A 15,396-nucleotide genomic window follows, 5' to 3' on the forward strand; every position below is an offset into this window, starting at 1 on the left:
TTAAGGCCTTCGACGTTAAATTGCGCCTTGTAAGAAAATTAATGAATAGCGGAGATGCTAATGCGCAGAGCGAGCGCACAACTCTTATCGCTGATATCTGGGCGCATCCACAGGTTGCAGATATGCAGGATAAGACACTTGATCTTAAAAACGATAAGTTAACAGATGCGCAGGTTTATATTTATGAGGAATTAAATAAAGCAAGCAAGGATGGTTCTACCCAAAAAGTTAATAAAGCCATTACCGACCGTTTTCTCTGTAAAGACAAGATTATCGCAGGCATAGAAGACATATTGGATAGATTGCTACAGTTGAAGAAATTGACTAGTCAAGGCGCAAAGAATGCCCGGGAGTTTCGTATAGCGATTATTAATGATATCTGGTCGCATCCTGAGACAGTAAAGATTCAAGACGCGCTTCTTGATATAAATAATGATAATGTGCATGAGGCACAAGTTTATTTCTATAATATATTGACGAACCGGTTGCTGCCATGCGCAGTCCCATTAACCGGCATTGCATTTAATTATGAGTGGCTTAGGATTAAGCAGTCTTCTAGGAGAGGCGTGGTTAAAGCCTGGGCGAAAGCTTTCCACAATCTAGTTGAATTTGAGAAAAAAGAATATTCCCCTGAAGAATTCATGCGTGAGTGTTTAAGGGATTTGAAAGCATTATGGCAAGAGCATAAATTAAAAGATAAGCTTTCCGAAGAGCTTATAGAAAGGGTGGCGGGGGAATTATCGGATACGGATAGAGAAATATTCTTTAAACTTGTAGGTATCGTTGTGGAATCTGCCGAGGTAAAAGATGGTAATGCCGAAGTAGTTGTAAAATTTGTTAATACCTCTCTTCAAGCTAAATTACAAGCTGCTCCTTCAGATGCTGCGCGCACAGAGACTTTGAAGGGAAGTATTACTGCAAAAGCTTCTAAAGCCGATGGTTCAACTACTGATGCTCAAGTTAAATTCATCAAGTTTGGCTCTATCTATATAAAGGTTATCTTTACGGGAGAGGGCAAATATACAAAGCTCACTCTTACTGAAAAAGACACTTCAAAATCTACAGAATTCGCAATAAACGTAACTCTTCCTAAGGCTGTTGCAGCATCAGAAAATCATGCTCAGGCTCCGCCAGCACCTACTTCTTCCACAGTTTCTTCCGAAGCAGATACAATGGCTCAAGAATTTGAGCTTACCGAAATAGAAGCCGCTTATTTTAGGCAATTGCGTGGTAAATTTGATGCGCAAATTAAGGTTGAAAAAGAAGCCAAAGAAAAAGAAGCTCAAGGTGAAAAAGTTACTGCACCTAAGACTAATGTTATTGGTGTTGATTTCTTCCCGTCAGCAATGCTCAGCGCTGAAGAGCGTAGAAAACAACTTGGTGCAGTAGAATATACTGAGATTGCTTCAGATGCGTCCAATGCTCAAGCTTCAGGCAAAGTGCATCTTATGCTCTTCCCATTAAACGGTGGTATCGGCAAAAAAGTTGGACGTGTAGGTTCTTTAGCATCTATCTGGGATAGGTTAGTTAAATCCGGGGCGAAGAAGGGCGCGTTCCAGGGAGAAAAATCATTAGGTGCTAAGGCTATGGATTTATATTTTGAAGTTGAATTAAATGGCAAGAAAGAATTAGTTTCTATCGCTGAGGCAAAGCTTTTAAGGAGCTTAGTTGAAGCAAGGTCTCGTAAATACGCAACTATCACTGTCCAGGAATTAGTTTCTACTGAGACAGTAGATTCTATTAATGAACTTTTTGACACTATTTGTCTTTTTGATAGAGTTGATGATAATATCCCGCAGGATAAAAAGAGAACCTATCGTCAACTCTTTGCAGAATTAGCACAGAAAGAATCAATCAAGATTAGTTTGGTTAATTCAAACTGCGAGCATACCTTCCCGATAATTGATAAGGCTACCGGAGATTTCAAATCAAGATTTGTTGAGGATAATGGCAAGAAAAAAGAACAGTGTGCTCCAGGCGGACACGGTTTGTCCGGTTTCTGGGCAATTATGCATCGTTTATTATCTAATTCAAATGAAACTCCTGTTGATGAACCTACGATTGCCGCGCTTTACAATGAAGACGGTATGAATAACTTGCCGGATGAAGTTATCTGCGGATGGATGGCTAAAAATAAAGTGGCTATAGTTATGGTTACGACTGAGAAGACGGGCCTTGATATGAAAGGCGGCCAGATTGGTATTGTTAGGCTTGCCGGAAAGATTAAGAAGGCAATTTTAGAGATTAAGCAGGCATCTAATAATGGACAAGAAGATCTCTTTAAGAAAATGGGTCTTAGTGAGGGTCAGGCAAGGACGCAGTATTTTAATACCAATATGGCTTTAATTAATTATAGTGTTTTAATCCCATTCTTAAAGGCTTTAATTAAATTAATCGGAAAAGATGAATTTGAGAAAATATCCGCTCCTGATTTAATTAGGGAAGACACCAAGGATAAGAAGTCTTATTCTTTAGGTGGTGCTATGGGTTCAGTATTGCTTAACTTAGCAAGCTATGTAGAGACTTCCGATAATGCAGCTGTTATTGCTTTAGCTAAAGAATACGGTTTGGTTGATGAACATGGGCAGGTTTCTATCTTAAGAATCGTTAACGCAGATAAGAGTAATCGTACTCGTTTTTTTACTCCAGTAAAGACATCATTTGATTATTGGTTACAATATCATTCCGGATTTTATAGGGTAGACCAAGATAATTGGCAATTAGTTCAAGTTGGGAAAGAAATACCTTCTGTTGAGTTAAAAGAAGCTTATTATGATGAAGCAACTAATGTTATGGAGGCTTTTAATGGAGTAGATGTTAATGAGCTTAAAGATTTAACTGTGGCTGGAGTGGTAAAAGCAGAAAGAGCTATAGTTAAGGGGCAGAGCAAGATTAATTCTAAAGCAAAAGGCTTAATAGATTTGAATACTATTTCTGAGTTGTTGCGTACAGCAGAAGGTAGGCTTCTTTTAGAAAACATTACCATAACCATAGATGAAAATGGTAATTGGGTTGAGAAGTCAAGAGCTCCTCCAGTACAGGAAGAAAAAAGCGCTTCTAATGTTGATGAAGCGAAAATGAATAAAATAGGAAGCTGGCTGTTTTCCAAGTTAGGTGCTATTTCAAGAATGCTCGGCAAGCCGAAAATAATTGTTCTATCTTTAACTGTAGCGATTTTACTATTTATACCTGGTTGTACCATGGATCAAATTGCTCAGGGAATTGAAATAAGCTCTATTACACTTTTTGTATTCTTTATGATTGTAAATACATTGAAGGATATGAGAAATAAAAGCAAAGCAAACCAGAAACTTGGTTCTATCGGAGAAGAAAGTTCTGAACGTAGAGGAGAGTATAATGGATTCGGTGTTGAAGGTGGAAGTGATCCTAATGAATCTGGGTCACGTTACGCCCATAGCGTGATCAGCATGGAAGAGCTCGAAAGATATTACGAGCAAGGAGGAGAAAATCTTGATAGTCTAAACCAACCGCAGGCAGAAACCGGTCCAACTACAATAACTATTCCACAGGTACCGGTAGATACAAAAGCTGACAATCAAACAGTAGAAAAAGAGCATCAAGAAAATAGAAACTCTAGCCCGGATCAAAATCAGGTAGTTACAGAGCAAGTACATTATGTCCTTGGAAATGAACCGCTACCCGAAATAGGCAGTGTCTATAAAGGTGGGATTGTTACTAGGATAGAAGAAGAAATCAAAGATTCTTATGAGCCTGCGCGTTTTGATTGGCCAGGATCGACAGATTATGTTCTACCAATACCCACAGGTAATTATTGGGTGTATTGCAAAACAAATTTACTATTTTTAGTTTCTTGTTTAGCTGCGATACTTCTTTCCGGTTGCGCTGGAAAATCTGTCAAGGCGTCTTCAACTGGATTCTGGACGAATGTCGGTGGATTCTTTGTAGCGCATTGGGATAGTGTAGTAGGAGTTGTTGCTATTGTTGTATTGGCAACTTTATTAATCTGGAATAGGAGTAGAAGTAATAAAGAAGAAAAGCAGGAATACGTAGAAGAAATTTATACTTCAGAGCATAAGCTTGCAGCAATGGTAGCCAGAATAGGCGTTGACATAAAGGGAAGATTTGTCCCGCTCACGAGCGATGCAAATCTACAATTACAAATAGCTATCAACCAAGGCAAGAAAGGCGATGTCGGTAAAACGGTACATTATCATACACCAGCTCCTGGCCAAACCAATCCTCGTCAGGAGATTATTTATGTAATTAGTGGCAAAATAAAAGCCATGATTTATACAGAAGAAGGCGATTTAGTTGCTGAACGAGTTATAGATGAAGGAAGTTTAGTTTTATTTACGAAAGCCCATAACATTGAATTCTTAGAAGACTCAAAATTATTAGAGATAAAGCAGGGGCCATATCCTGGATTAGAAAAAGATAAGATTGTACTGGCGAATAATTCTACTTCCTTCCAGGGCCGCCACACACCGCAAGACATTCAAGAATATCGCCAGCGCGTAGCTAAAGCAAGGCAAGAGAATAAATGCGCAGACGTGAATCAGGCACCGGTGATTAATGAAGCCTTAATGCTTATAAGGGGACTTAATATAGACTTACCAGATAACCCTGGCAAGTTGCAAGTCGCAGATGCATTAACCGGAAAGCAAATTTACCTTATTACTGTTTCTGAACGCGGACCTCCAGATGGTTTTGCCGAAGGAAATGAAATCTTCGTTTTCCTCTCCAAAGAAGACCAAACCACAAATACTATCGCTACAGTAGTTTCGCATGAAGTTATTGAACAAGCCATCCTTGCAAAAGGAATAGTAATAGATGAAGCACATCAATTAACCCAAAAAATAGTTAAAACCATTCAAAGTGCTGCGCCTTCTGTTTCAAGTAAGCCTTCTCCAGTTGAAACTTCATATTCGTTTACCTATCAGCTGCGCAATATTCCTTTAGAGTTGGAAGCTACCTTGGAAGAGTTGAAAGAATCCGGAACGTTTGTAGATAGCACATTATCAGGCTTGAATTTAGGCGGATACCATATTAATGCAAGAGTTGCTTTAGGTTCACAGGATACAAAGCAAAATCCTATAGCAATTGTGAGTATTGAAACACTAAGTTTATTAGTTACTGGATACCTTGCTAAGAAGGTCTTTGAAAAGAATGAAAATGCAGAAGTAATCTCTTACCTATATATGCTCTCATATTTGAGGAGCCTGCCGATTACGCAACGCCGCCAGGTCAGCACAGAATTAAATAAACTTACTGAAACTTCGGCCCAGCCTTTAGGAGATCGCCTTTCCAAGGAAGTTAATTCTGATTTAAGTGAAGTAATCAAAGATTATCCCCAATTAAAGAATTTAGTGGTTTTAAGAGATAGAGTGGTTAGCCGTGTAAGGGCGCTGCGTATCGCAATAGAAACAACCGGATTAACCATGGAAGATTTAGCGCTTATTAATAGAAATGAGAATTTACTTAATGTTGTTTTAGGATTAGCTCCTGCTGCAGTAATAGAAAATAATTTTTCCGCTGAAGAATTAGAAAAAATTGCCAAAATATTAAATATTTTTGATCATATTGAAGGTGCGGCTATAAATTTAGTTACATTAATTGATGGCAGAATTTATGTATATGATGAATATGCCGCGAAGCAAATCGTCTTCGGAATAGATAATTATAAAAAACAACAGCTCCATTTAACTAATGCTGCAGTTGAGCATCTTATTCGCTTGCATATGGCAGCTGGGCGAGGAGTATTCTTTGATTTTGCTGCAGTTAAAGCGGTTGATGCTGAATTAACTAGACTATTAATTACGGGTATAGCTGTTCCTCTATTAACCAAGCATAAATATGACAAATTTACCCGCTGGGATATGGAAAAGCGCATTTGGCGTTCAGCCGGGTTAGGCAGCAGATTCTATGAGTTAGAACGTATCAATGTGGATGTAGTGGCAATGGCAACAATAGACAGGCCTACTGCTACTTTAAATCAGATTGAAGTAGAGTTAGAGAACTGGAGGATATTTAACCGCCGCGCTGTGTTTATGCTGATTGATGATTCAGGCGTAACCCGCCTCGGAAAGCCAAATTCACCTAATCAAAATTTGGATATCAATTGTAAGAACTTAGCATTTTTAAATTCTGTTTATGGCGATAGCTTTGTCCACCTTACATATGAAAATAGAGATAAAGATCAAGACGCCTGGTCGCTAGCTACTTTGCGTGTTGTTGAAGCTAAGTTAAATAATGGTACTTTGGAGCCAGTGTTTAAGACAATATTAGTTGATAATAAACTTTTGAATGAAGACGGAATTTCAATTAATGAAAAGGCATTTAAGGCATATGTTTCGGGAAATATATTCAGGCATATTTCTGGTGTGCGTAATTACACCTTCTTGAAAGCATTAGGATACCGCGTAATGAGCGAGGATGACGATGCTCCTTCAGAAACTTATGTGTTATTGCCTGATGAGCTTCAAGCCATAAGAACAGAGCGCAGCACAGCAAGCAATACGGCTTTTGAAAAGTTATTTACAGATGCTTCCGCTATATTCGGCAGACAGATAACATCTTTAAATGAACTGTATATTCTTTGGTCTCAGGAATCCGATGCAGAGAAAGCCTCAAAATTGGAAGAATTAGAAAGGATTTATTTTGGTTATAGCGAAGATGGAAAATACGGTTTAATCCCTCAGGCAGCTGGTCAAATCCGTACGTATTCCAGCCATTATATGGATCCTCGTTATAAGAGAACACATCAACGCTATGAAGGATTGAATCGTCCGCAGGCAGGGCATGATCCCGATGGCAGGATACTTTACAATGATATGCCGGAACATCTGGTAGTTATATCTGATTTCAATTATCGCCGCGGCCGTATTGAGAAAACTGATGGAGAATCATTGGTTTACCCTGTAAATGTTACCGGAAGCGCTCGTGATTTGGGGAGAAAAATCGGGGAGACTAATCTAAATGTATTTGCAAATAGTTTGCGCGGTACAGTTGCAATACCTGCCAGTTCAGATTTCGCTGCGGCAGTAGGGGAGAAGACAGTAGAGTATATCGCCTATCCTTTTATCAACGATCATGACACATCTGGCATGGCGCAATTCATCAGGTATTTATTAAGCGATACTAAATTCTGGTATGATTTGCAGCATACCCATCAGTCAGCATTGATTGTTAATTCGGTAAGAGGGTATGCAACATCAGGGTATGTAATCTTTAACCGTTCAATATTCCAGAATTTTATTCCGGGAGTATCTATTGGAAGAGAGTTAAGGTTAGAAGAGCCTCCATATATCGTCTGGGTAAAATCTCCGATATTTAATGGGGTTTTGGCAATGTCTATGGGAAAAGTAGCAGGTGCGCAGCAGCGACAGGTTAATGAACGTAATTATTGCATCAGCGAACAGGACCGCACGGAAATCCTCGGTACGTTTGCCCGCAGGATCTATGAAAAAGCAGTTGAGAACTTTTACGCGGAATTAACAGCTTTAAATCCGGATCATCCTTTACGCCAAGATGATAATTATTATGGCAGATCTTTGCTTTTAGGCCAAAAATATGTGGAAGAAGCAAAGAGATTTATATTAACTGCCGAAGAAGCCGCTCAAGCTGATAGCGAACGCAATTTCCGTGCTCAAATGGCCACTACTTTGGGTATACAGATTGCGCAAATGCAAAGGAAAGCATTGTTAGCTTCTGATCCGAAAGAACAAAAAGCATTGCAAGCTCAATTGCAGGATATGTCTCTGATTTTGGCGCAAATCGCCGATGATTTTGATTTATACAAAGCAACTGACAGAAAGAAGAATAACTATTCGCCAAAGAATCCGGAAACCGATTATTTCTACCGAGTAAAGATAGAAAGAGGCAAATTCTTCTTTAAGAAATCAGTCCCTGAAATTACAGTGCAGAAGATAAAGGGTATTGATATTGCAGTAGGAGTAAATTGGATTGAAGAGGCTGATTGGCATGAAATAAGTTTAGTTTCTGTAGAAGTAAAAGATGCGCTTTGTGATGCTTTGCGTCTTGAAGTAGAAGCAGGGCGTTTTGTATTTGTAGAAAAAGCACGCATGCCTCAAGAAGGGCAAGAATTTTTGGCTGTAGCTTGCCCGGCAAACTACAGAGATAATTTTGTTAAGTCCAACGTTGAAAACAAAGTTAAAGATTATGTCCAGAAAGACGGAGAGGCAATTGCATTATGGGCTATTTTAGCTAATGTTGCCCAGAAGCAGGATTGCGCTAAAGAAATGGATGCTTTGCTTGGCCCCGGAGCCAACCATGCTCCAGCAGAGGTTTATAAAGAAATTTCAGCTCCTCGCGCTCCTCCTCAAAAGACAGAAAAGACAGTTTTAGTTACCGGTGGAGCAGGATATGTTGGTGGTTTCTGCGTAAGGACGTTGCTTCAAAAAGGATATAAGGTAGTTATTTATGATAATCTTTCTTCCGGTAATAGGAAATTACTCCCTGATGGAGCCGTGTTTATACAGGGTAGCCTCGATGATACAGAAAAGTTAGAAAAAGAGGTTTTCACAAAATATGACGTCTCTGTAGTAATGAATTTTGCTGCTAGTATCGAAGTTGGTGAATCTCGCCGCAACCCCGCCAAATATTTCTACAATAATGCCGTAAATACAATTAATCTTATGGTAATTGCCGCAAATCATGGCGTGAGGAGCTTTATTCATTCTTCAACTGCTGCTGTGTATGGGGAACCAGAAGTTGTTCCGATAGTTGAAACTGCTCCTTTAAATGCATGCAACGCATATGGAGAATCAAAGTTAATGATTGAGCGTGCGATGGAATTATTCGAAGCTAAATATGGAATGCACTTTGTAAGATTCAGGTATTTTAATGTTGCCGGAGCTTCAGAAGATGGGAAATTAGGCGAATTCCATACACAAAAAGAAACTCATATTATCCCTAGGCTAATTTTTGTTATTTATGGTTGGCTGGCTAAGTTTAATATCAAAGGATTCCAGGTAGAAAATGAAGCATTGAAAGAATATTTCTTAAGCAAAGAAAGGGCATTACCTGATCCTACTCCATTTAGAGATTATATTAATGTTGTAGATTTAGCAGAAGCCCATGAGTTAGCTATTGGTTATTTGGAAAATGGCGGAGTAACCAACGCATTTAACCTCGGCACAGGCGAAGGCAGCTCATTAAAGCAGGTTGTTGATGCCGTACAGAATTATACCGGCAAGCCGCTTCCGTTTATCGTCCAGCAAAGTGGCCGCGAAGGGGAGCCATCGAGATTGGTTGCGTCTTCAGATAAAGCAAAACAAACTTTAGGCTGGGCTCCTTCAAGAAGCTTGGATGATTCAGTGAGAAATTCTGTTGAATGGTATAATTCGGATAATTTCAAGGGGATTTACGATGGCAAGACGACCCCAGCTGATCCTTATTCACCAGTAGAATATGCGCTTAAAGTAGTAAGCAGTATTACCGCCAATAAGGTAATTTCTGGAGATTTAAAATTTGAGTTATTATTCAGGATGTTGGTTGATACAGCGGAAGCTGTTTTATTAAGAGGAGAAGCAAATAAGGGTTCAGAATTATGGAATGCAAGCCAGGATTTAGTCGCAAGAGCCCGTAAGTTATTTACGGATTGCGCCAAAATTACTGCATCAGCAGGAAACGTAACTATTTCCAAGACAAGCACTTTGATTCGAGAGGCAGCAAGAAATAATAAGGAATTTGTGGATGCTATAAAACGAGTGATTGCGTTAACCGAATCCAGAGAAGAAAAGATTATTTATGCCGCTCTTATTTCCAATCTTGATATAAGCCCTGAATTGGTTTCAGGAGTTGTTTTATTAAGAAAACCAAATGATTTTAAGGTAAGCGACGATTGGCAAAAGACAACAAATACTTCCGATGAGCTTGCTGGTAAAAATGATAATCGCAGCCGTGCTATCAGCAGAATGTGGAATAATTTCGCAACTGCTATGAATGGCGGTGCAAGATTTGATGCCATTGTCTTTACCACAAAGGTAAGCGGATTAATCGATAATATAGATGAAGTTGAGTCTTACAGGGGCATATATTTCCCTGCAGAAACACCTGTATTTGTCGTTACGGAACGCGATGGTAAATATAAAGATAATTTTAGCGGTGTAGTTAATTTAGCTAAGCATCTTCCCGAAAGATTTACAGAAGTAGGATTAGATTTCTTCAATTCAAAGATTTTATTGGTGCATCTCGCCGGACAAGGTAAACGCAACAATCCTTTGACGGTTGCTGATGGCCGCGGGAAAAAGCATTTTATTACACGTGCTTCCGGAAAGAGTTATTTGGCTCAGACTATGATTGAAAGCTACCAGTTATTTGATGCCAATGTGAATGGTATGATTGAGAGAAATAATGATCAGATACTTTGCGTAGATAATGATAATGTTTTTAGCGGCAACCAGGGATACATTACTGGCGGGGATATTGTTCCGGCATCTGAATTTGATTTAAATAATGCGGCTCTAAAAGTTGATGAAAATGGGAACATAATCTTAGCACTTGAGAAGCCGCGTCCATCTAAGGATCAATCAAAAGAAGATTTTCTAAAAGTTTATTGCGATAATCAGGGAAGAGTAGCTGCCAGTTGGTCTGTAATTTTACATAGAGCAGCCTCTTTAAAAGGCCTAGTAGAATTTGCCAAAGAATTAAGCGAAGCAGGCGAGCCTTTGCATGAGAAATACGCTCTTAAAGTCAATTCCCACATAATTACTGGCGCAACTCAAGACGGCGCAACTTGGGCTGCATTAAAGGCTGTATATGACCCGAAAAATGACGTAACTGCAGAAGATTGGAAAAGAGTGCAATATGCAGCTAAGAAATTCGCAGCTACTTCCGGAATAGGTTTTGGAAATTTAGGCACAGACAGAATAATTCTTGATACCGGACAAAATAAAGATTACTTCGCATATTATATGATGTTGTTTGTTGATCCATATTTAAGAGCTTTGGAAGGCATAAAATTAAATGAAAACGGGAATATTGTTGTAAATTCAATATTAAGCGAAGCATATAAAGAGGATTTGAAGAATAGAAAGAATGTTATTATTGTTAATTCTATTCTGGATGGCAATGGCACAATTTCCGATGAAAGCGTAATTATCAATGTCTCCGCTACAAACCTGAAAACAGAAGCAAAAAGCACAGTGTCTTGTATTATTGCAGAGCCGAATGAAACTATAATTGGAAAATCCGGAATTATAATGGCGGATATTTATTTGGCTGATGGTGGGAAGGTAAGAGTTGAGTATTCTTTAGATAGAAATCCGGATGATGATTTCACTAAGAAAATCTTTGGCGGAGAAAAATACTCTTTTGCTGATTTATATGTTGTGCAGGACTTAAAGAAGACAATAGATGTAAGAAAGAAGCTTTTGGAAAGAATTGGTGCGCTTACTATTGAATCAAAAGACAGTGACTCAGCTACACTAAAATGCGTCCTTTTCCCAATCCCATTAGGTGGCATACTTGGAATTAAGAATTTCGCTAAAAGCCTCATCAAAATATTCGTTACCTTATTAGTTATGTCTTTTGTTTTTGCCTTGCCTGGCTGCGGCGCAGGCAATCCTTTGCCTACCGATACAAGAATCTCTATCAACGATTACAATGATGATACAACTATGCGTGTTAACTTTAGCGCAGACTTGTTGCAGCAGATGAAAGATGCCGGATACACCTGGATTGAAATTCTTCCTATGAAAAATAACGGGAAGAATGCTTATGTCTCAGGAGGAGATGGAAAATACGTTTCTGTCAATGATGTTATAAATCTTTTAGGCGGTGGTGTTGATGTTTCAGTTAAAACTACCGGAGATTATCAGGCAAAGGTGCGTTTCTACGTGCCGGGGATTAAAGAAACTCCAGCCCGCGCTACAGAATATTTTATGACAGACGGCCTTGATTATCACGTTGCGAATTTAGGAAGTTATCTTCCCGATATTTCATTAGATGTTAACAATAGTGATCACGATAATACGATAGAGTTCTACATACCCGATAGCTTCAACTTGCCGGGAAATATTTCTGCAAAAGAAGTCTACGTTGAAATTGGTGCCACAAAAGATGAGAACCTTATCCAAAAACTTGGGCGTTCATTATTAGTTACAATTGGCGTTCTTGAACCTGAAGCTGGAACAAAATATTATTATAGAAATCTTGAAGAAGTTATCGGTACAAGAGATATTCCGATGAGCAGGAAATTCAGCGTTACTCTTCCGGGAGAGGGTAATTGGTATCTTTCTGCAAGGTTAGTTGGTATAGGGATGACTCCGAACACCAACCCTCAGCAAATTCAGGTTTCTGCAGCTCAAGCTGCGGTTGTCCTTCCCGAATATACACATAAACCACAGTTCATTCAAATAGGTAATAGCAGAATTGTCGTTTTCTATTTTGATTCTCTTCTTGAAGAATTAGCTAATCTACGCAGCAAATTTACTATTAACAATTATTATCAATCCGTAATCGGCAATGCCACAAATGATATTTTTGTAGAAGTTTCCGCAAAAAGTGATAATGGCAAGAGTATCGATTCATGGTTTAAATTGAATAGCTTGCTTTGGTGGAATAACGATACGAAGCAAGATGTTGTAACTGGGGCGTATCAGGGGATGTGGATTCCCGATAATATGCTTAATTCTAACATAACATTCTCAGTGCGTTATTCTGTGCAAGGATTAAGCCAGCCGAATGCAGTACAGTTTGGCAGTGGTTATGCAACTGCAGAGGGTTCAATCATTCCTAAAATGCAACAAAACGTTATCACTGAGATTTCTAATCCGAAAGAGTCAAGGCGTTTCTTGATTTTAGTAGATAAAAACTCGCTACAGACAGAAGTTAATAGATTTATGGGCGCATTTAACAATAATAATATTAAAGCAGGGGAGTGGGTAGAAACCAAAGATAACAATCAAAATATTACGCACTATTCTGTTTGGGACAATAATAATACTCCTCAGAATATTAATCTTGTGGTTATTGTTACGGCTGGAAACAAGACGCATTATCATTATGATTCCGTAGAGAATGTTATTTATAACAATTCGACAATGGTTACAGCGCCAGAAGGATTTGAAGGCGCTGTGGACATTAGCATACGCCTTGAGGTTGCGGGTGCTCTTCCGGGAGAGGCTTTGGATGCGGCCACTACTAATATTGCCCCATCTGCCGCTGCAGGGAACACCCAAACTTTTAATAATGAAAATGAAGTTTACCTTGCAGGCTTTGGTATTACCGAAATAATGCTTTTAGTTATTTTTATCCCAGCATTTTCATTATTAAGCAGGTTGGTTAGCTATGTGAGAAGAAATAATATAGGTAAGAAGGCAGTAGTTATTATTATTGTTGGATTGGGAGTTATTTCTTTCTTGGCCGGATGTGGTACTGGATTTGTTCCTGATGAAGATGATACTATCCCCGGTGGCGACACAGGAGGCGGAACTGGACAGACATCAACAGAGCCGACAATTACAACTCCTAAAGAAGGGCTTGTTTCTTACGAAGAGGGTACAAAAGCAGGGGTATACCAGATTCATTTTTCTCCTGATATTGAACAGGATGCGACATCGAAATCAGCAATAGATGTCCAGATATCCGCAGTATATAGTGACAAGACCAGCAAGACTCTTTATTTTAACCTTAATTCCTTCAGGGAGAATGGATGGACGATTGAATTCGATCTTGCTAAAGCAAAAACACCGGATAATCGCATACCTTATGGGAGTATCATTAAATTCACGATGACATATCTTAATGGGCCGGAATATAGCAAGTCAGTTGATATTGTGTATGCTGTTACTTTAGATGCTCCTTCTCAGAATAATTTTACCTATTCGCATTATGAAGGCGATAAAGATGTGGTTTATTTTAACTACAAAGGTATCCTTGAAGATTGGAAGAGTAAAGAAGTAGATCTTAATAACGTTTATGTGCAGATTGATAGGGTTTACGATAATGGGGCAGTTTTAACATTAATTAAGCCAGTTAAAGGCGATTATAGCATTGACGCATTATTAGATTCTGTTTCAGCGGCAGATCCGAATATAGATAAAGATTCTGTTATAAGAGCTGACCTTTTTGATCCGGAATTAAAAGATGCATCAGGAAAGAAAGTGGTTATGGCAAATGATGTTATCCCTTCGGGTAGTTATAAATATACTGTACGTTATTTTAACGGTATTTATACTGGTAAAAGAGTTGAAGTTCCCGCAGCGCAGACCATCACCAATCCAACTGCTAATTTCTTTAGCTGGCAGTTAACCGATAAAGGGTTGATCATTCGTTCTTTAAATACTTTAGAGCAAGAATTAAAGGATCGCGGTATAGAAAATGCAGCCGCATATTCTGTTCATATACGGATAAATGAAAAAAGAAGCTACTTCTTTACATTACAGGCATTCAAGGATTGGGGCTTTGCTGTAGGAATTAAGCAAGAAACAGCCATCCCCGCAAAAGTAGAAGTTAGTTATGTTAACGGTAATAATATTTCAGGATTCACAGATGTTAATGCTGTTAAGGCTATAGATAATCCAACAGCCAACTTCTTTACTTGGCAGTTAAGTGATAAAGGCTTACTAATACATTCTTTAAATACTTTAGGAGATGAACTCTCAGCCCGCGGACTTAAGGATTCTTCTGCAGGGGTAATTTATATCCGCATCAATGGAGATCACGGTTATCTTCTCTCATTGGATTTGTTCACGCAATGGAAATATGTTGTAGGTATTCCTAGCGAAACCACTATTCCCACAAAAGTAGATGTTTGTTATGTCAACGGTCTTGATGTTTCCGGATTTGTGGATGTTAATGCTTCAGAAACTATTGCCAAACCTACTACTAACTTCTTTACTTGGCAGTTAACAGATAAGGGATTAATGATTCACTCTCTAGACACTTTGGCTAAGGAGCTTTCAGATCGTAAGCTCGATAATTCCTCGGCAGAGGTAATTTATGTCCGTATCAATGAAGACCACGGATATCTTTTCTCGTTAGATTTATTCAAGAAATACGATTATGTAGTCGGTATACCGGATGAGAAAACTATTCCAACGAAAGTAGATATTTGCTATGTCAACGGCAATAACGTTTCAGGATTTGTGGATGTAAATGTCGCAGAAACAATTGTTAATCCTACCGCTAACTTCTTTACATGGCAGTTAACAGATACTTGCTTAATAATCCATTCTTTAAATACCTTAGAACAAGAATTAAAAGATCACGGTATAGTAAATTCAGCAGCGTATACAGTGCATATTCGTATTAATGGGAATACAAGTTATTTTATGACCCTGGATCTATTTAAGAAATATAATTACGCAGTAGGGATATTGCAAGAGAAAACTCTCCCCGTAAAAGTTGAGGTTAGTTATGTTAACGGTAACAACGTTTCCGGATTTATGC

At 38.7% G+C, this 15,396-nt stretch carries 1 protein-coding gene (running past one end of the window); it reads left to right on the forward strand.

Features of this window, described 5'->3' with window-relative positions; genetic code table 11:
- Window positions 1-41 precede the first annotated feature (41 nt).
- Window positions 42-15,396 carry part of the coding region annotated (galE, locus tag PHO70_01135; GenBank protein ID MDD5431584.1) for a UDP-glucose 4-epimerase GalE on the forward strand (this coding region is incomplete at its 3' end). 109,217 nt of the annotated region lie beyond the right edge of the window, so 15,355 of the 124,572 annotated nt are shown.

It is taken from the genome of Candidatus Omnitrophota bacterium (assembly GCA_028715415.1).
Classification (GTDB): Bacteria; Omnitrophota; Gorgyraeia; order Gygaellales; family Profunditerraquicolaceae; genus JAQURX01.